Source organism: Pandoraea sp. E26 (assembly GCF_000681415.1).
In the GTDB taxonomy this organism is placed as follows: domain Bacteria; phylum Pseudomonadota; class Gammaproteobacteria; order Burkholderiales; family Burkholderiaceae; genus Pandoraea; species Pandoraea pnomenusa.
Map to the genome: position 1 here is coordinate 60,182 of NZ_AYXJ01000018.1, position 18,894 is coordinate 79,075.

The following is an 18,894-nucleotide window of genomic DNA, read 5'->3' on the forward strand; positions in this document are numbered from 1 at the left end:
ATGAAAAAAGTCCTGATTCTCGGTGTCAACGGGTTCATCGGCCACCATCTGTCGAAGCGCATCCTGGAGACGACCGACTGGGAAGTTTATGGCATGGACATGCTCACCGATCGCCTCGGCGATCTGGTCAACCACGAGCGCATGCACTTCTTCGAAGGCGACATCACGATCAACAAGGAGTGGGTCGAGTATCACATCCGCAAGTGCGACGTGATCCTGCCGCTCGTCGCCATCGCCACGCCGGCCACGTATGTGAAGGCGCCGCTGCGCGTGTTCGAACTCGACTTCGAGGCGAACCTGCCGATCGTGCGCTCGGCCGTGAAGTACGGCAAGCACCTGGTGTTCCCGTCGACCTCCGAGGTCTACGGCATGTGCACCGACAGCGAATTCGATCCGGAAAACTCGCCGCTGATCTACGGCCCCATCAACAAGCCGCGCTGGATCTACGCCTGCTCCAAGCAACTCATGGACCGCGTGATCTGGGGCTATGGCATGCAGGAAGGCCTGAACTTCTCGCTGTTCCGCCCGTTCAACTGGATCGGCGCCGGCCTGGACTCGATCTACACGCCGAAGGAAGGTTCGTCGCGCGTGGTCACGCAGTTCCTCGGTCACATCGCCCGCGGCGAGAACATCAGTCTGGTCGACGGTGGCCATCAGAAGCGCGCCTTTACCGACATCGACGACGGTATCGACGCCCTGGTGCGCATCATCGACAACAAGGACAACGTTGCCAGCGGCAAGATCTACAACATCGGCAACCCGAAGAACAACTTCTCGGTGCGCGAGCTGGCCAACATGATGCTCAAACTCGCGGCCGAATTCCCGGAATACGCCGAGACCGCCAAGAAGGTGCAGCTCGTCGAAACGTCGTCGGGCGCCTACTACGGTAACGGCTACCAGGACGTGCAGAACCGCGTGCCGAAGATCGACAACACGATGCAGGAACTTGGCTGGGCGCCGACCACGTCGATGGACGACGCGCTGCGCAAGATTTTCGAAGCGTATCGCGGTCACGTTGCCGAAGCTCGCCGTCTGGTCGAGGGCGAATAACGCGATATTGCGCGCCATTCCGCCTCATTCCGCGCTATCTCACGATATTCGCGAATGACCGCGGCAACGGTCCGGCCCGCCACTCAGGTGTTGCAGGCCGCGACGGTGGCACACGCACTGCACGCCCGGTGCGCCCTTGGCGCATCGGGCGTTTTTCCATCGGCAATGGAATTCGACATTCCCGGCATCGCGTCGCATGCCTGCGATGCCCCACACAAGGGCGGCTATGGCCAAGATTGTCCTGAAGATCGACGTCGACACGCTGCGCGGCACGCGTGAAGGCGTGCCCAACCTGCTCGCCGCGCTGGCGGAGCACCATGCGCAGGCGACGTTCCTGTTCAGCCTCGGACCGGATCACACCGGGTGGGCGCTCAAGCGCGTCTTTCGCCCCGGTTTCCTGAAGAAAGTCTCGCGTACGTCCGTCGTCGAACACTATGGATTCAAGACGCTGATGTACGGCACGCTCCTGCCCGGCCCGGACATCGGCCGCCGTGCGGCGGATGTGATGCGCACGGTGCAAGGCGCCGGCCACGAGACCGGCATCCACACGTGGGACCACACCTATTGGCAGGACAACGTGCGCACCCGAGACGCCGCCTGGACCCAGCGACAAATGTCGCAGGCATACGCGCGCTTCATGCAGATCTTTGGCACGCCGCCACTTACGCATGGTGCCGCGGGCTGGCAGATGAACAACGATGCCTTTCGCCAGATCGATGCATGGGGCATGAAGTATGCGTCGGATGGTCGTGGACGTGCGCCGCACTATCCCATCGTCGACGGCGTGCGTCTGAATCACGTGCAAATGCCGACGACGCTGCCCACCGTCGACGAGCTGCTGGGCGTCGACGGCCGTGACATCAACGGTGTGGCCGAGCATCTGCTTGCCCTGACTCGCGATCCGGCGCAAGATCACGTGTTCACGTTGCATGCGGAGCTCGAAGGCCAGAAGCTGGCCCCGCTGTTCCGTCAGGTGCTGGCCGGATGGCGTCGCCAGGGGCACGATCTGGTGACCATGGGCCAGTATTACGAGACGCTCGACCTCGCCGCGCTGCCCGCGCATCCGGTCGTCTGGGGTGAAATCCCGGGCCGCTCCGGCGATCTGATTCTCGAAGGCCGGGCGGCGAGCGCCTGAGTCCCGATCCACTTCCCCGTTCCGGCCTCGCAAGGCCACCCAAGGAGACCATAGTGACGGTAGCCATCGACACCCTCGTGCCCGATTTCACCGCACCGGCCACCGGCGGCGATTTTTCGCTCAACGCGCATCGCGGCCAGAAAGTCGTGATCTATTTCTACCCGAAGGACAACACGCCCGGCTGCACCACGGAGGGCATGAACTTCCGTGACATGTACGACCAGTTTCAGGCAGCGGGTGCGCAGATCGTCGGCGTGTCGCGAGACAGCCTGCGCTCGCACGAGAACTTCCAGAAGAAGCTCGGGCTGCCCTTCCCGCTGATTTCGGACGCGGATGAAGCGGTGTGCCAGTTGTTCGGTGTCATCAAGTTGAAAAAACTGTATGGCAAGGAACACATGGGCATCGAGCGCAGCACATTCCTGATCGACGAGAAAGGGGTATTGCGCCAGGAATGGCGTGGCGTGCGCGTGCCCGATCACGTCGCGGAAGTCCTGGCCGCCGTCCAGGCGCTCTGATCGGTCGCGTCCGGCGACGGCGTTGTCCCGCGCCTGTTGCAACCAGGCCGGTGGCGCCCGCCGGCAAGGGCATTCAACGCTATACAAGCACGGCGAGAGACGATATAGTCAGCCGTAATGATCAAGCGCATTGAACGAGACTATTGCAGGCGTCGCCAAGGCGGCGCCTTCAGCCAAGCCGCCTCTCCGGTGCGTCCGGGCAGGCGGCTTTTTTGTTGCCGGGACGTGTTGCACCGCCGTCTGTCCCGGCCGAGTTGTGTTGTGTTTTCTTGAACGGGAAATCTATGCCATTGCCATCGGCGCCGACCAAACCGGGCTCGCTGCTTGCCCCGGAACAATTCCCCACTCGCCTCAAACCTTCGCGCACGGAGGCCAAGAAACCGATCCCCTCGTCTGAACAACATGCACTGGGCGAGACGTCCGGTGCAGCGGGTACCGCCGGATCCCCCGGCACGGCCGAACTGAAGGTTGTCCCCAAGACACCCCCAGCGACGCAGACTGCACCACAACCGTCGCCCGTCGCACGCTCGCCCCAGTCGCCGCCGTCGACAGACTCTGCCGGCGCGTCCACCTCGCTCAAGGCGGTGAAGCCGTCGGTGGCGGGCCCGGGCTCGAAGCGCGCACGCAACAAGGATATGGAACCGGCCAAGCTCTTCGTGCTCGACACGAACGTGCTCATGCACGATCCGAGCAGCCTGTTCCGCTTCGAAGAGCACGACGTCTATCTTCCGATGATGACGTTGGAAGAGCTCGACAATCACAAGAAGGGTATGTCGGAAGTGGCGCGCAATGCGCGTCAGGTGAGCCGCACGCTCGACGGGCTGGTCGCGGAAAGCGGCACGAAGTCGATGTCCGAAGGCATTCCGCTTTCGCGCCTCGGCAACAAGGACGCCACCGGACGCCTGTACTTCCAGACCGACCTGCCCGAGGTACCGCCGCTCGAAGGACTGCCGCAGGGCAAAGCCGACAACCAGATTCTGGGCGTCGTGCGTGCCTTGCAGGACAAGTTCCACGATCGACAGGTCGTGCTGGTGTCGAAAGACATCAACATGCGCGTCAAGGCGCACGCGCTCGGCCTGCCCGCGGAAGATTACTTCAACGACAAGGTGCTCGAAGACAGCGATCTGCTGTACTCGGGCGTGATGGCCCTGCCGCCGGATTTCTGGACCAAGCACGGCAAGGGCATGGAAAGCTGGCAGGACAACCGGACCGGCACCACCTTCTACCGCATTACCGGCCCGCTGTGCGCCAATTTCCTCATCAACCAGTTCGTCTACCTGGAGACGAACAACGGCGAGGCGCCCTTCTACGCGCAAGTCAGGGAAATCAACGGCAAGACAGCGCTGCTCCAAACGCTGCGCGACTACGGACACCACAAGAACAACGTGTGGGGTATCACGGCGCGCAATCGCGAACAGAACTTCGCGCTGAACCTGCTGATGAATCCCGAGGTCGACTTCATCACGCTGCTCGGCCAGGCAGGCACGGGCAAGACACTGCTCGCCCTGGCCGCCGGGCTGGCGCAGACACTCGACGAGAAACGCTACAACGAGATCATCATCACGCGCGCCACCGTGCCTGTCGGTGAAGACATCGGATTCCTGCCGGGTACCGAGGAAGAGAAGATGCAACCGTGGATGGGCGCGTTCGACGACAACCTCGAAGTGCTGCAGAAGACCGACGACTCCGCCGGTGAATGGGGTCGCGCGGCCACGCAGGAGCTGATTCGCTCGCGACTCAAGGTCAAGAGCATGAACTTCATGCGCGGTCGCACGTTCGTGAACAAGTTCGTCATCATCGACGAGGCGCAGAACCTCACGCCAAAGCAGATGAAGACGCTCGTCACGCGCGCCGGCCCCGGCACCAAGCTGATCTGCCTGGGCAACATCGCGCAGATCGATACGCCGTACCTCACCGAAGGCAGCTCGGGGCTCACCTACGTGGTGGACCGCTTCAAGGGCTGGGGACACAGCGGGCATGTCACGCTCGCTCGCGGCGAACGCTCTCGCCTGGCCGATTACGCCGCCGAGATTCTCTGACGACGTTACGCGGTAAGCGAGCTGCCATGCTCGAGACGACGGCGCCTTCGGGCGCCGTTTTTTTGCATCCCGTCAGCACCGCCGCCTCCCCGGCGGCATCCCGTCAGCAGGGCGCGTGGACGACGAAATCGCCCCGGAAGTGGTGAATTTGTGACATCGATGCCACAGAATGTCCATGATTCGGCACTTATGCGATGCATTCGCGCAGCAAGCATCGTAAACTCGGCGCATGCGAAACCAGCGCTCACTCAGCCCATCTCGCTTTGCGGCTCGCCACGCAACGTCGTTGGCGACGCTGCCCGGTGCGTCCTGGCGAAGTGTCGCCGTGCTGGCGCTCACGCTGCTGGTTGCGGCTTGTTCGTCCGGTCCTGCGATCAGATCGGGCAGCAGTGCCAACTATGGCAACCGCACGATGGGCCCCGAGCACAGCGCCGGCCAGGAGGAGATCACGCTCGAAGCGATGAGTCTCGTCGGCATTCCCTATCGCTACGGCGGCAACACCCCCGATTCCGGATTCGATTGCAGCGGTCTCGTGCGTTATGTGGTGGCGCGCGCCGCCGGCGTCAATCTGCCGCGCACCACGGCTGACATGAGCGGTGTCGGCACGGTGCTCGATCGCGACGAGCTCGCCTCCGGCGATCTTATCTTTTTCAATACGACCGGACGCGCGCACTCGCACGTCGGCATTTACGTCGGTCAGGGAAAATTCGTGCACGCACCGAACACAGGTGGGACAGTGCGTCTGGAGAGTCTCTACATCCCGTATTGGGCGAGACGGATCGACGGTGTGCGCCGCGTTGCAGCCAACAAGGCGCCCGCGGGGAATACAACCTATGTGAACCGGACGCCGTCGCCCGCGCCTGTCGAGACGCAAAAGCCGAACGCGCCCGCCAGCATCGCTGCCTACACCGCCGGCACCCCCGTATCGCCGACGACTGCCGCACCGGCAAACCGGCCGCTCACGGCCTCGACATCCTCGCCGATGGATACCCCGCAGGTGTCGCCGCCGAGCAGCACAGCCAATCTCTCGACGCCGCCGTCGCAGGACGACGACCCCATCGCCCGATTCGCCAACAGTTCGATGTAGTTCACCTGCGGCCGACGAGGTACATCACCCCTGTCGGTCCGTAGCGCTCGGCGTGCGGTTCGTTGGCGCGCAAGTGAAAGACGTCGCCCTCGCGGTAGACACGCTCGTGCGCGCCGACACGAATCGCTATCTCGCCCGACAGAATCAGCGCCTTTGCCTCGAAGGGATGCACGTGCACATCCAGATCGCCGGCGTCGCGCGTTACCGTCACCCGTTGCGTGAAGCCCTCGCGGTCCAGTTCTCGTTCGAATACGTCCCGTTGCATCACTGCCTCCTTGCGGCGCAGGCGAGTGGGTCAGCGCAGATGTGCGAGCAAGGTTGCCGCACCACCCATGTTGATCGCTACGCCCATGAGCATGCTCAGTGGGCGGTTGCGCAGCGAGCGGTGGATCAATGCAGCCATGGTAGCCTCCTCGAGAAATATAAAACACTATGGATAAATAATATTCAATCGCAATAAACTATTGAAATTGATTATCCCGATCGAGGCGATACGCGGTCTCAATGCCGGCATGGCGCGTTGCGCGACAGACCGACGCAAAAAAAGCGGCCGAAGCCGCTTTTCTCGCCGTCTGGCGGGGCGCTCCGCGATCGCCGCGGCGCGCATCCCCGCTCAGGGATTACAGGATCTGCTTGCCGACCCACCAGGCGATAGCGGCGATGAACGCCGAGGCAGGAATCGTCAGGACCCAGGCCCAAACGATGTTGCCGGCCACGCCCCAGCGAACAGCGGAGAGCTTGCGCGTGGCGCCCACGCCGACGATGGCGCCGGTGATCGTGTGCGTGGTCGAGACCGGCACACCGAGCCACGACGCGAAGAACAGCGTGAAAGCGCCGCCCGTTTCCGCGCAGAAGCCCCCCACCGGCTTGAGCTTGGTAATCTTCTGGCCCATCGTTCGCACGATGCGCCAGCCACCGAACATCGTCCCCAGACCGATGGCGAGGTAGCAGCCGACGATCACCCACAGCGGAGGCTCGGCCGCTTCCTGCGGCCACAAGCCCGCCGCGATCAGCAACATCCAGATAATGCCGATGGTCTTCTGGGCGTCGTTACCGCCGTGCCCCAGGCTGTACATGCCGGCCGAGACCAATTGCAGGCGACGGAACCACCGGTCCACGCGCGCGGGCGGCGTTCGGAAGAACAGCCACGACACCAGCAGCATGAAGAACGAACCGAGCACGAAGCCGAGCAGCGGCGAAAGAAAGATGAAGGCCACGGTCTGGAGCAGACCGCTCGCCACGAGCGATCCCGTGCCGGCCTTGGCCACCGCGGCGCCGACCAGACCACCGATCAGCGCGTGCGACGAACTCGACGGGATGCCGTAGTACCACGTGATGATGTTCCAGGCGATGGCCCCGACGAGCGCGCCGAAGATCACGTAGTGATCGACGATCTCGGGATGCACCGTGCCCTTGCCCACCGTCGCCGCCACCTTCAGGTGGAAGATGAACAGCGCGATGATGTTGAACATGGCGGCGAAGGCCACCGCCTGATGCGGCTTGAGCACGCCCGTCGACACCACCGTGGCGATGGAGTTGGCGGCATCGTGAAAGCCATTCATGAAATCGAACAGGAGCGCGAGTGCGATCAGTAGTCCGACCAGCCAGAGGCTGATGTGCAGCGTTGCCATCGACAGTCTCCGCTCAGGCGTTTTCCAGCACAATGCCTTCGATGATGTTGGCAACGTCTTCGCACTTGTCGGTCACCGACTCGAGCAGTTCCGACACGGCCTTCTGCTTGATGAGCTCCTTCACGTCGGACTCTTCGCGGAACAGCTTCGACAGCGACGCACGTAGCAGCCGGTCGGCCTCGGATTCCAGGCCGTCGATTTCCTCGCACAGCTTGAGAATCTCGCTCGCGCGATCCATGTCGCTGAGCAGCGCCACGGTGCTTTGCACACGCTCGCAGCATTTCACGCAGATTTCGCCCAGCGTACGCGCCTCGGCGGGCACGCTCTTGACGTCGTACATCCACACGGCCGTCGCCACGTCTTCCATCAGATCCAGGATGTCGTCCATGGTGCTGATCAGCTTGTGGATCTCATCGCGGTCGAAAGGCGTGATGAACGTCTTGTGCATCAGATCGATGGTCTCGTGCGTGATGCGATCCGCTTTCTTCTCGCTGTTCTGCACGGCAACGGTGCGTGCCTCCGCATTGGGCAGGTCGTTGAGCATGGCGGACAGCTCGCGGCTGCCGGCAACCATGCACTCGGCGTGCTGGTTGAACAGGTCAAAGAACTTGCCCTCGGTGGGCATGAAGCGACCGAACATTATTGGAAAACTCCGGGTATTGATTGGGGACGGGTCGACACAAAAACGTCACATTCTACCTCGTCGCGGGCGCGCTTCACCGCACGCCCTTTCACACGAGGGGAAATCGGGGCGTCAGTACTGCGGTCCCGCCAGATTGTCGAACTTGGTATAGGCACCGATGAACGCCAGACGCACGTGCCCGATCGGACCGTTACGCTGCTTCGCGATGATGATCTCGGCAGTGCCCTTGTCAGGCGTGTCAGGGTTGTACACTTCGTCGCGATAGATGAACAGGATGATGTCGGCATCCTGTTCGATGGCGCCCGATTCACGCAAATCCGACATGACCGGACGCTTGTTCGGGCGTTGTTCGAGGCTTCGGTTGAGCTGCGAGAGCGCAATCACCGGCACGTTCAGCTCTTTGGCGAGCCCCTTGAGCGAGCGCGAGATTTCGGAGATCTCGGTCGCCCGGTTTTCGCCGCCGCCCGAGCCGCTCATGAGCTGCAGGTAATCGATGATGATCAGCCCGAGCTTGCCGCACTGACGCGCCAGTCGACGCGCCCGCGCCCGCAATTCCATCGGGTTCAACGCCGGCGTTTCATCGACGAACAGTTGCGTCTCGTTCATCTTCTGCATCGCGTGCGTGAGCTTGGGCCAGTCCTCGTCGACCAGCTTGCCGGTGCGCAACCGATGCTGGTCGAGGCGCCCGACCGAACCCAACATACGCATGGCGAGCTGCGTGCCCGGCATTTCCATCGAAAACACCGCGACAGGCAACCCCTCCTCCACGGCGATGTGCTCGCCGATGTTCATCGAGAAGGTGGTCTTGCCCATCGACGGACGACCGGCCACGATGATCAGGTCGCCGCCATTGAAACCCGACGTCATGCGATCCAGATCGACGAAGCCCGTCGGAATGCCCGTGATGTCGCTGCCGCCCTCGCGGTGATACAACTCGTCGATGCGCTCGACCACCTGGGTGAGCAGCGGTTGCAGCTCGAGAAACCCACTCGTGCTTCGCGAGCCCTCTTCCGCGATGGCAAAGACTTTCGCCTCGGCCTCGTCGAGCATCTGACGCACTTCCTTGCCCTGAGGGTTGAAGGCGTCGGACGCGATCTCGTCGGCCACCGTCACGAGCTTGCGCAGCACGGCCCGGTCGCGCACGATCTCCGCATAGCGACGGATGTTCGCGGCGCTCGGCGTGTTCTGCGCGAGGGCGTTCAGGTAGGCGAGACCGCCCACCTCTTCGCCCTTGCCGGCGGAACTGAGCGATTCGAAGACGGTAATGACGTCGGCGGGACGGTCGCTCGCAATCAGACGACCGATGTGCTGGTAGATGATCCGGTGATCGTAGCGATAGAAGTCGGATTCGGCCACGAAGTCGCCGATACGATCCCATGCGCTGTTATCGAGCAGCAACCCGCCGAGCACGGATTGCTCCGCCTCGATGGAGTGCGGCGGCACCTTGAGCGAATCGAGCTGGGGATCGGGCGCGTTCATGCCGGGCATTATACCGTTCCCGCGATCCCGGTCCGACCCGGCGAAATCCCGCTTGCGCGACGACTTTTCCGAGCGGGGTTTGTTCAGCAGTTTCCCTGGAGGCAGCATAAGACGGAGCTATCGAGCGGTGACAAACGTGCAAGGGGAAGGCGCGGCCGGGAGTCGATCGGCAGAGACAACAGCGCATGACCGGCAACCGGGCGTTCCGGCAGCCTACACGACAGAACGGACAGACATAAAAAAACGGAAGCCGGCGGGACCGACTTCCGTCTTTTGTTCGCGTCGGAAGCTGACGCGGGTACGACTTAGGCGTGCTCGCCGAGCACCGACACGTTCACGTCGACGAGGACGTCCGTGTGCAATGCCACCTGGACCGGGAAATCGCCCACGGTCTTGAGCGGGCCGTTCGGCAGACGCACTTGCATCTTCTCGACCTTGAAACCTTGGGTGCCCAGGGCTTCTGCGATGTCGAAGTTGGTGACCGAGCCGAACAGACGACCGTCAACGCCGGCCTTCTGCGAGATTTGCACGGTCAGGCCAGCCAGCTTCTCGCCTTCGGCTTGTGCGGCGGCCAGCTTCTCGGCGGCGGCCTTTTCCAGTTCGGCGCGGCGAACTTCGAATTCGGCGATCGCGTCCTTGGTGGCGCGGCGAGCCATCTTGCTCGGGATCAGGAAGTTACGTGCGAAACCGTCCTTGACCTTCACGATGTCGCCCAGGTTACCCAGGTTGACGACCTTTTCCAGCAGAATCACTTGCATTATCTATTCTCCTTCGTCGACTGGCGATTAAGCACCGTGCAGGTCGGTGTACGGCAGCAGCGCCAGGAAACGCGCGCGCTTGATGGCCGTATCGAGCTGGCGCTGGTAGTGCGCCTTGGTACCCGTCAGGCGAGCCGGGGTGATCTTGCCGTTGTCGCCGATGAAGTCCTTCAGCGTTTCGACATCCTTGTAATCGATCTGCTCGACACCGGCGACGGTGAAGCGGCAGAACTTCTTGCGCTTGAACAGCGGGTTTTGCTGTTGGCGGCGGCGATCAAACTTCTTGTTTTTACCGTTAGGACGCGGCATGTTCAACAATCCTTTTCAAATGCTTGCAATGCAGTGATGTGAAACACCAGGGTGCGGCTATTGCGATGCTTCTTGGCGAGGAACCCTGCCCACTGAGCCGGTTTCTCGAGTCCCAACGCCATGACGTTGGCGCTGATGGGACCGATCGCAACTGCCGGTATCGAGAATTCCACCTGACGGGCCACGCCCGCCTCTTCGGTGGTTCCCGCATGGGCCAATGTCACATCGATCACGGGGAGCCCGGCCGGGGTATGGCGCAGCGTGCCGATTTCGACGATGCTGGCCTCGAGCCGTAAGCGATTCACGCGGTCGACGGTTCCGTTGGCGCCCTGATGCGTTCCGGTGCGCTAATTACGAAGCGGCGGCTTCGGTAGCGGGCGTCGCGGCAGCCTTCTTGGCTTCTTCGCGGGCCACTTCCTTCATCATCGGCGACGGCGCCGTCTCGGCCTTCTTCATGCGGACCACGAGGTGGCGCAGAACGGCGTCGTTGAACTTGAATGCGTGTTCCAGCTCGTCCAGGGTTTCCTGGTCGCACTCGATGTTCATGCACACGTAGTGAGCCTTCGCCAGCTTCTCGATCATGTAGGCCAGTTGACGACGGCCCCAGTCTTCGACGCGGTGAATCGCGCCCTGACGGCCTTCGACCGTGCTGCGGTAGCGTTCGATCATCGCAGGCACCTGCTCGCTTTGATCGGGGTGAACGATAAATACGATTTCATAATGACGCATATGAGCTCCTTATGGACAAAGCCGCCTGGGCGTCAGAACCAGTGCAGCAAGGTTGCAGAACCCGCGATTCTAGCGGATTTCATGTCGATCATCAACTCCCGCCCTATCGGTACCATCCGGCCGCCCCCTGGCGGCAGCCCCGAGGGACCCGCCGTCGCGCCGTCCGGCGGCCCTGTCGCCACTGTCAGCCCCGCCCTCGAACCGCCCGGGTCGCGGGGCCGACCGGGTTGCGGTCGCCGCCTCAGACGTTTTCCAGCCAGTAGTTCGGACGTGCGTAGATCTGACGCAACTGGTCAATGAAGAGCCGCACCCGGGCCGGTTGGAATCGCTGCTGGGGGTAGACCGCGAGAATGTCGTAGTCGGGCAGCGCATATTCGTCGAGCACCGTTTCGAGCTCGCCGGAGAGCAGCTCGCGCTGGATTTCCCAGGTCGAGCGCCAGCCGAGGCCCAGGCCCTCCAGCGCCCAGCGGTGCAGCAACTCCCCGTCGTTGCAGTCCAGGCTGCCCGCCACGCGAATCGTCACCAGCTTGCCCTGGCGCTTGAAGTACCAGCCTCGCTGCTGTCCCCCCTGAAGGTTGAATGCGAGGCAATTGTGCTTCGACAGGTCTTCGAGCGTCTTCGGGCGGCCGTGCCGTGCGAAATACGCCGGAGTGCCGCAAACCACGCGCCGGTTCTGGGCGAGCTTGACCGCCACGAAGTTCGGGTCGACCGATCCGCCGATGCGGATGCCCATGTCGTAGCCCTCGCGCACGATGTCGACCACGCGATCGGTCAGGTTGAACGAGATCTGGACCTCGGGATGCTGGCGCAAAAACGCCGGCGCGTGCGGCGCCACGTGTTTGCGCCCGAAGGCCGCCGGCGCCGAGACGATCAGGTGTCCCGAGACCGCGTGGCGCCCCGCGCTGATTTCGTTCTCGGCCATCTCCCAGTCGCCCAGCAATTGCTTGCAGCGCTCCAGGAACGCGCCCCCCTCTTCCGAGAGCGCGAGCCGCCGCGTCGAGCGATACATGAGCTTGATCCCGAGGCGCTTCTCGAGCGCATCGATGCGCCGCCCGAGAATCACCGGCGAGACGCCCTCCTTCAGTGCGGCGGCGGCCAGACTGCCGGCCTCGGCCACCTGCACAAAGGTTTCGATCTGTTTGTAGCGATCCATCACGTCTCCATTCGATACTTTTTGTTCTTAAAAAAACGATCTTTTGTGATCTTATCAAACAAATCGTACCGGCTTAAAGTGACCTCCAAGCTCAATACTCATTACCCATTGGAGGAGTCACATGGCCAAGATGACCGCCGTAGAGGCCGCCGTCCGCGTGCTGGAGAAGGAAGGCATCACCACCGCGTTCGGTGTGCCCGGTGCCGCCATCAACCCGTTCTATTCGGCGCTGCGCAAGGCAGGCAGCGTGGAGCACGTGCTCGCGCGCCACGTCGAGGGCGCATCGCACATGGCCGAAGGCTACACTCGCGCCGAGGCGGGCAACATCGGCGTGTGCATCGGCACCTCGGGCCCGGCGGGCACCGACATGATCACGGGCCTGTATTCGGCGTGGGCCGACTCGATCCCCATCCTGTGCATCACGGGTCAGGCGCCGCGCGCCCGTCTGTACAAGGAAGACTTCCAGGCCGTCGACATCGAGTCGATCGCCAAGCCGGTCACCAAGTGGGCCGTGACGGTGCGCGAACCGGCCCTCGTGCCGCGCGTGTTCCAGCAAGCGTTCCACCTGATGCGCTCGGGCCGTCCGGGTCCGGTGCTCATCGATCTGCCGTTCGACGTGCAGGTCGCCGAGATCGATTTCGATCCAGAGACGTATGAGCCGCTGCCGGTGTACAAGCCTGCGGCCACGCGCGCGCAGATCGAGAAGGCGATCCAGATGCTGGTCGCCTCCGAGCGTCCGCTGATCGTCTCGGGCGGGGGCGTGATCAATGCCGACGCGGCCGACCTGCTCGTCGAGTTCGCCGAAACCGTCAATGTGCCGGTCGTGCCCACGCTCATGGGCTGGGGCACCATCGCCGACGATCACCCGCTCATGGCGGGCATGGTCGGCCTGCAGACGTCGCACCGCTTCGGCAACGCCACGATGCTCGCGTCCGACTTCGTGATGGGCATCGGCAACCGTTGGGCCAACCGCCACACGGGCAGCGTCGACGTCTTCACCAAGGGCCGCAAGTTCGTCCACGTCGATATCGAGCCGACGCAAATCGGCCGCGTGTTCGGCCCGGATTACGGCATCGTCTCCGACGCCAAGGCCGCGCTCAAGCTGTTCGTCGAGGTGGCACGCGAGCTCAAGGCGGCCGGTCGCCTGCCGGATCGCTCGCAGTGGGTGGCGGACTGCCAGAAGCGCAAGCGCACCATGCTGCGACGCACCGACTTCGACCAGGTGCCGATCAAGCCGCAGCGCGTGTATCAGGAAATGAACGCCTTCTTCGGCCGCGACGTGCGCTACGTCTCGACCATCGGCCTGTCGCAGATCGCGGCCGCCCAGTTCCTGCACGTGAACAAGCCGCGCCACTGGATCAACTGCGGCCAGGCGGGCCCGCTCGGCTGGACCGTGCCGGCCGCCATCGGCGCAAAGGTCGCGTCGCCGTCGTCGGACGTCGTGGCAATCTCGGGCGACTACGACTTCCAGTTCATGATCGAGGAACTGGCGGTGGCCGCGCAGTTCAAGGTGCCCTACATCCACGTGGTGGTGAACAACTCGTATCTGGGCCTGATCCGTCAGGCGCAGCGCAACTTCGACATGGACTACTGCGTGCAGCTCGCGTTCGAGAACGTGAACTCGCCGGAAGTGAACGGTTATGGCGTCGATCACGTGAAGGTGGCCGAAGGCCTCGGCGTGAAGGCGATCCGCGTGTTCCAGCCGAACGACATCCAGCCCGCGTTCGAACAGGCCCGCAAGCTGATGGCCGAGTTCTCGGTGCCGGTCATCGTGGAAGTGATTCTCGAGCGCGTGACGAACATCGCCATGGGCACGGAAATCAACAACGTCAATGAATTCGAGGAAATCATCGACGTCGTGGAGGAAGACAACACGGTCACGGCGTAAGCCGCGCACGTGAAAGGAATTGCGGGGCGCGCGCGTCCCCTCCGCTTTCGGCTAGACCCCGTGAACGGCCCAGGCGCGCGCTCCGCAACCCGGCATCACCCTTGCATCGAAATCGTCGAAACCACCCCCTGAAAAGAGAAAGAGAGGAGTCAGCGCAATGCCGAAATTTGCCGCCAACCTGACCATGCTGTTCAACGAGGTGCCGTTCCTCGACCGCTTCAAGGCGGCCGCCGCAGCGGGCTTTCGCGGCGTGGAGTTCCTGTTCCCGTACGCATTCCATCGCGACCAGATCGCCGACAAGCTCAACCAGTACCAGCTCGACCTCGTGCTGCACAACCTGCCGGCGGGCAACTGGGACGCCGGCGAGCGTGGCATCGCCATCTTCCCCGATCGCGTTGCCGAATTCCGCGACGGCGTAGGCGAAGCGATCACCTACGCCAAGGCGCTCGGCGTGAAGCAGCTGAACTGCCTCGTGGGCAAGCAAGGTGCCGATCTGTCGACGCAAACCGCACAGGAAACGCTCGTGGGCAATCTGCGCTTCGCGGCCGACGCCCTGAAGGCCGAGGGCATTCGCTTGCTGGTCGAGCCGATCAACACGTTCGACATCCCGGGCTTCTTCGTGAACCGCACGAAGCAGGCGCTGGAAATTTTCGATGCCGTCGGCTCGGACAACCTGTTCCTGCAGTACGACATCTATCACATGCAGCGCATGGAAGGCGAACTCGCCAAGACCATCGAAACGAACCTGGCGCGCATCGCCCACGTGCAACTGGCCGACAACCCGGGACGCAACGAGCCGGGCACGGGCGAAATCAACTACGCGTACCTGTTCGCATTCCTCGACCGCATTGGCTACAACGGCTGGATCGGCTGCGAGTACAAGCCCGCCACGACGACCGCCGAAGGCCTCGGCTGGTTCAAGGCAGCGGGCCTTCGCGAAGCGGCGTGATCGACCTGGGCATGGTCGCGCCGCATGTCGGATAGACAGCGACGCGACATTGCCGGCAATCCCCCCATAGCCGCGCGTCGCCTCCCCCGGCGGCGTGCAGACGAACGACGGAGCGCCCACCCCATCCGGCGAGGGCGCTCCGGCTGACCGGGTTTCGACGAGGAAGGGCCCCGCCGGCCGCATGCAGGGGGCATGCGGCCGGAGTCCGGGGCGCGCACGCGCATCACGACGCGCGCGACGGCCTCACCCGTTCCGGCATCAGCGACAACACTTCAAACTTTGGCAACAAGGAGTCTCGAAATGGCACAACTCGGTTTCATTGGTCTGGGCATCATGGGCGCGCCGATGGCAAAGCATCTGCAAAACGCCGGTCACAAGCTGTTCCTGTACGAGCGCCGCACGCCCCCGCAAGACCTGATCGACGGCCAGGCAACGGTTTGCACGTCGGCCAAGGAAGTCGCCAAGCGCGCCGACATCGTGTTCGTGATGGTGCCGGATACCCCTGACGTGGGCGCCGTGCTGTTCGGTCAGGACGGTCTGGCCGAAGGCCTGTCGGCCGGCAAGATCGTGGTCGACATGAGCTCGATCTCGCCGATCGAAACGAAGGAATATGCCAAGAAGATCAAGGCACTTGGCTGCGAATACCTCGACGCTCCGGTCTCGGGCGGCGAAGTGGGCGCGAAGGCCGCGACGCTGTCGATCATGGTCGGCGGCTCGCAAGCCGCGTTCGACGACGTGAAGCCGTTCTTCGAACTGATGGGCAAGAACATCACCCTCGTGGGCGAGAACGGTGCGGGCCAGACCTGCAAGGTCGCCAACCAGATCGTCGTCGCCCTGACGATCGAAGCCGTGGGCGAGGCCCTGCTGTTCGCCTCGAAGGCCGGCGCCGATCCCGCCAAGGTGCGCGCCGCGCTCATGGGCGGCTTTGCGTCGTCGCGCATTCTCGAAGTGCACGGCGAGCGCATGGTCAAGCGCAACTTCGAACCGGGCTTCCGCATCGCGCTGCACCAGAAGGATCTGAACCTGGCGCTGCAAACGGCGAAGACCCTGGGCGTGTCGCTGCCGAACACGGCCACTGCGCAGGAACTGTTCAACGCATGCGCCGCCAATGGTGGCGCTGCGTGGGATCACTCGGGCATGGTGCGCGCGCTGGAAATGCTCGCCAACCATACCGTCGCGTAACCGGGGCGTTAGCGAGAAGACGAAGGAAGCGGCTGTCAGAGCCGTGTGCAGGAAGTCTGAAGACGTACCGGAGTGGACTGGCAGCGGTGCCGACCGGCACCCTGCCAAGCATCACGGCGCAGGTCGGCGAACGCCCGACGGCGCCGTATTTTTTTGTGCGCAGCGCGCGAAACGCGCAGCCTCGGGCAGGTGCGCGCGGCGCCGCCGACGGCGACTCAATACTCGTCGAACACGCTCTGCATGCGCTCGCAGGGCACACCCGCCTGCAACGCCAGCATGAGCAGCACCCGCGCCTTGAAAGGGTGCAGATTCCCGGCGCTCACGAAACCGTACTGATCGTCGGGCGCCGCACCGTTGCGCATGACGTGTCCGCTGCCCACTCTCGCCGAGCGCACCACGGTCACACCGCGCTGCACGGCCTCGGCCAGCGCCTGCTGCAACAGCGCATGCAGCGAACCGTTGCCCGTGCCCGCCACCACGATGCCCTGCACGCCGGCCTCAACGAGGGCATCCACGGCAATGCGCGAGACGCCGGCGTAGCTCGACACCACCTCCACCGCCGGCAACTCGCCCGAGAGACCCACGAACTCGCTCTCCACGGTGTGGTACTGCAACGGGGCGCGCTGAAAGGCCACGCGTTCGTCCTGAACCCAGCCCAGCACGCCGATCTCCGGCGATTGGAACGCATCGACCTTGTAGGTGCTGGTCTTGATGACGTCGCGCGCGCAGTGGATCTGATTGTTGATGGCGACCATCACGCCGCGTCCGGCGGAAATCGGATCGGTCGCCACGCGCACGGCGTTGAGCAGATTGAGCGGGCCATCCGCCGAGAGTGCCGTGGCGGGCCGCATGGCCGCCGTGAGCACCACGGGCTTGCGGCTGTTGACCGTCAGATGCAGGTAATACGCGGTTTCCTCGAGCGTGTCGGTCCCGTGCGTGATGACCGCGCCTGCGACGTCCGGCTGCGAGAGCAACGCGTTCACGCGTGCGGCAAGCTTCTGCCAGAGCGCCACGCTCATGTCCTTGCTGTCGATCTGCGCGACCTGTTCCGCATGGATGTGCGCCACACTGCCCAACGCCGGCACTGCCGCGAGCAGGTCCTGAACGCCGAGCGCCCCGGCCTGATACCCGGCCGTGCGCGTGGCATCGGGCGCGCTGCCCGCGATCGTGCCGCCGGTGGCGAGCACGGCCACGCGTGGCAGGTCGCCCGACGACACGGTGTAATGAGGAATGGGGTTGAATGAGGTCAGGGTCATGCCAGCGATTGTATCCAATACTGCGGCGCTTCCCAATCGCTGAAAATATCGATCCCCCGGCCGCGCCGGATCGATATTGCACCGTGGCGAGGTGCGACCGCGCCGGTACCCGCCCTCCCCCCGGCACGAGCCACTGACGCGTCACGCCCCCATCAGGCGGCGAATTCCAGCGCTTCGCGCAGCTGCGTCGAAATTTCCCGCTCCTTGAGCGCGGGTGCGAGCATCTCGATGAACCGGTAGGCGTAGGACCGCAGGAACGCGCCACGGCGCAGGCCAATGCGCGTGGTGCTGGGCTCGAAGGCGTTATCGAGCGCCAGCACCGACAGATCCTGGTCCTTGCGGGGATCGACGGCCATTGCCGCCACGATGCCCACCCCCAGCCCGAGTTCGACGTACGTCTTGATCACGTCCGTATCGAGCGCGGTCAGCACGATATCCGGCACCAGCCCCTGCTCGGCAAACGCCTTGTCCACGTGTGAGCGCCCCGTGAAGTCGCCGTCATAAGTAATGATGGGATATTCGGCAATGTCGGCGAGCGTGACATTCTCGCGGCCAACCAGCGGATGCGCCTTCGGCACGACTGCCACGTGATGCCACGAGTAGCACGGGAACGTGACGATGTCGGGAAAGCGGTCGAGCGCCTCGGTGGTGATGCCGATGTCGGCCTCGCCGTCGATGACCATCTGCGCGATCTGCCGCGGGCTGCCCTGGCGCAGCGCGAGGTGCACCTTCGGGTACACACTCGTGAACTGCTTGATGACCTGCGGCAGCGCGTAACGCGCCTGCGTGTGCGTGGTTGCGACGACCAGATGACCGCTGTCCTGGTCGGCGAATTGCCGCGCCACCCGGCGCAGATTCTCCGCGTCGAGCAGCATGCGCTCGATCACCTGCAGCACCGCCTTGCCCGGCTCCGTCAGCCCCGTGAGGCGCTTGCCCCGTCGCACGAACACGTCGACCCCGAGTTCATCCTCCAGGTCCTTGATCTGCTTGCTCACCCCCGACTGCGACGTGTAAAGCGCGCTTGCCGCTTCCGTCAGGTTGAGGTTCTGGCGCACCGCTTCACGCACGTAACGCAATTGCTGAAAATTCAT

19 protein-coding genes are annotated in these 18,894 nt (G+C 63.6%); 8 read left to right on the forward strand and 11 right to left on the reverse strand.

The window, feature by feature from the left end; all coding sequences use genetic code 11:
* The 5 genes from W930_RS29170 to W930_RS0113365 all read left to right on the forward strand — a co-directional run bounded on the left by W930_RS29170 (window position 1) and on the right by W930_RS0113365 (window position 5,826).
* A complete protein-coding gene (locus W930_RS29170; protein WP_023596301.1) occupies window positions 1–1,050 on the forward strand; it encodes a bifunctional UDP-4-keto-pentose/UDP-xylose synthase in 1,050 nt (349 codons plus the stop codon).
* A 226-nt stretch (window positions 1,051–1,276) separates the two neighbouring features.
* Window positions 1,277–2,185, forward strand: a complete 909-nt coding sequence (locus W930_RS0113350; RefSeq protein WP_023596302.1) for a polysaccharide deacetylase family protein — start codon at window positions 1,277–1,279, stop codon at window positions 2,183–2,185.
* Window positions 2,186–2,238: 53 nt separating this feature from the next.
* Window positions 2,239–2,700: a peroxiredoxin gene (locus W930_RS0113355; protein ID WP_023874116.1), complete on the forward strand. Its 462-nt coding sequence runs from the start codon at window positions 2,239–2,241 to the stop codon at window positions 2,698–2,700.
* A gap of 284 nt (window positions 2,701–2,984) precedes the next feature.
* Window positions 2,985–4,739, forward strand: a complete 1,755-nt coding sequence (locus W930_RS0113360; RefSeq protein WP_023596304.1) for a PhoH family protein — start codon at window positions 2,985–2,987, stop codon at window positions 4,737–4,739.
* 286 nt (window positions 4,740–5,025) lie between these two features.
* The gene (locus tag W930_RS0113365; protein WP_023596305.1) at window positions 5,026–5,826 is read left to right on the forward strand and encodes a C40 family peptidase; all 801 of its coding nucleotides are present in this window, start codon (window positions 5,026–5,028) and stop codon (window positions 5,824–5,826) included.
* A 1-nt stretch (window position 5,827) separates the two neighbouring features.
* Here the strand turns inward: W930_RS0113365 and W930_RS0113370 are convergent, their stop codons facing one another.
* The 9 genes from W930_RS0113370 to W930_RS0113415 all read right to left on the reverse strand — a co-directional run bounded on the left by W930_RS0113370 (window position 5,828) and on the right by W930_RS0113415 (window position 12,528).
* Window positions 5,828–6,091, reverse strand: a complete 264-nt coding sequence (locus W930_RS0113370; RefSeq protein WP_023596306.1) for a cupin domain-containing protein — start codon at window positions 6,089–6,091, stop codon at window positions 5,828–5,830.
* Window positions 6,092–6,446: 355 nt separating this feature from the next.
* Window positions 6,447–7,457 carry an inorganic phosphate transporter gene (locus W930_RS0113380; RefSeq protein WP_023596308.1) on the reverse strand — a complete coding sequence of 337 codons (1,011 nt, stop codon included), beginning with the start codon at window positions 7,455–7,457 and terminating at the stop codon, window positions 6,447–6,449.
* 13 nt (window positions 7,458–7,470) lie between these two features.
* The gene (locus W930_RS0113385) at window positions 7,471–8,097 is read right to left on the reverse strand and encodes a DUF47 domain-containing protein (RefSeq protein WP_023596309.1); all 627 of its coding nucleotides are present in this window, start codon (window positions 8,095–8,097) and stop codon (window positions 7,471–7,473) included.
* A 114-nt stretch (window positions 8,098–8,211) separates the two neighbouring features.
* Window positions 8,212–9,579 (reverse strand): replicative DNA helicase, encoded by a 1,368-nt coding sequence (locus W930_RS0113390; RefSeq protein WP_023874113.1) that lies wholly within the window; start codon window positions 9,577–9,579, stop codon window positions 8,212–8,214.
* Between the two features lie 305 nt (window positions 9,580–9,884).
* Window positions 9,885–10,337, reverse strand: coding sequence for a 50S ribosomal protein L9 (gene rplI / locus W930_RS0113395; protein WP_023596311.1), 453 nt, complete (start codon window positions 10,335–10,337; stop codon window positions 9,885–9,887).
* Window positions 10,338–10,364: 27 nt separating this feature from the next.
* On the reverse strand, window positions 10,365–10,646 hold the full coding sequence (gene rpsR, locus W930_RS0113400; protein ID WP_010803800.1) for a 30S ribosomal protein S18: 282 nt from the start codon (window positions 10,644–10,646) through the stop codon (window positions 10,365–10,367).
* Window positions 10,647–10,648: 2 nt separating this feature from the next.
* Entirely contained in the window at window positions 10,649–10,951 is a 303-nt protein-coding gene (gene priB / locus W930_RS0113405) for a primosomal replication protein N (protein ID WP_023596313.1), read from the reverse strand.
* Window positions 10,952–10,997: 46 nt separating this feature from the next.
* Complete coding sequence (rpsF, locus tag W930_RS0113410; RefSeq protein WP_023596314.1) at window positions 10,998–11,375, reverse strand: 30S ribosomal protein S6; 378 nt, start codon at window positions 11,373–11,375, stop codon at window positions 10,998–11,000.
* A 241-nt stretch (window positions 11,376–11,616) separates the two neighbouring features.
* Window positions 11,617–12,528: a LysR family transcriptional regulator gene (locus tag W930_RS0113415; protein ID WP_023596315.1), complete on the reverse strand. Its 912-nt coding sequence runs from the start codon at window positions 12,526–12,528 to the stop codon at window positions 11,617–11,619.
* A gap of 121 nt (window positions 12,529–12,649) precedes the next feature.
* Between W930_RS0113415 and gcl the strand changes: the two genes are divergently transcribed.
* The 3 genes from gcl (at window position 12,650) to glxR (ending at window position 16,547) form a co-directional block, all read left to right on the forward strand.
* Window positions 12,650–14,416: a glyoxylate carboligase gene (gcl, locus tag W930_RS0113420; RefSeq protein ID WP_023596316.1), complete on the forward strand. Its 1,767-nt coding sequence runs from the start codon at window positions 12,650–12,652 to the stop codon at window positions 14,414–14,416.
* A 157-nt stretch (window positions 14,417–14,573) separates the two neighbouring features.
* On the forward strand, window positions 14,574–15,365 hold the full coding sequence (hyi, locus tag W930_RS0113425; RefSeq protein WP_023596317.1) for a hydroxypyruvate isomerase: 792 nt from the start codon (window positions 14,574–14,576) through the stop codon (window positions 15,363–15,365).
* A gap of 192 nt (window positions 15,366–15,557) precedes the next feature.
* Window positions 15,558–16,547, forward strand: a complete 990-nt coding sequence (glxR, locus tag W930_RS0113430; RefSeq protein ID WP_369798657.1) for a 2-hydroxy-3-oxopropionate reductase — start codon at window positions 15,558–15,560, stop codon at window positions 16,545–16,547.
* A gap of 215 nt (window positions 16,548–16,762) precedes the next feature.
* On the opposite strand, the gene W930_RS0113435 is transcribed toward glxR, so the two are convergent.
* On the reverse strand, window positions 16,763–17,803 hold the full coding sequence (locus tag W930_RS0113435) for an asparaginase (protein WP_024788528.1): 1,041 nt from the start codon (window positions 17,801–17,803) through the stop codon (window positions 16,763–16,765).
* 152 nt (window positions 17,804–17,955) lie between these two features.
* Entirely contained in the window at window positions 17,956–18,894 is a 939-nt protein-coding gene (locus W930_RS0113440; RefSeq protein ID WP_023596320.1) for a CysB family HTH-type transcriptional regulator, read from the reverse strand.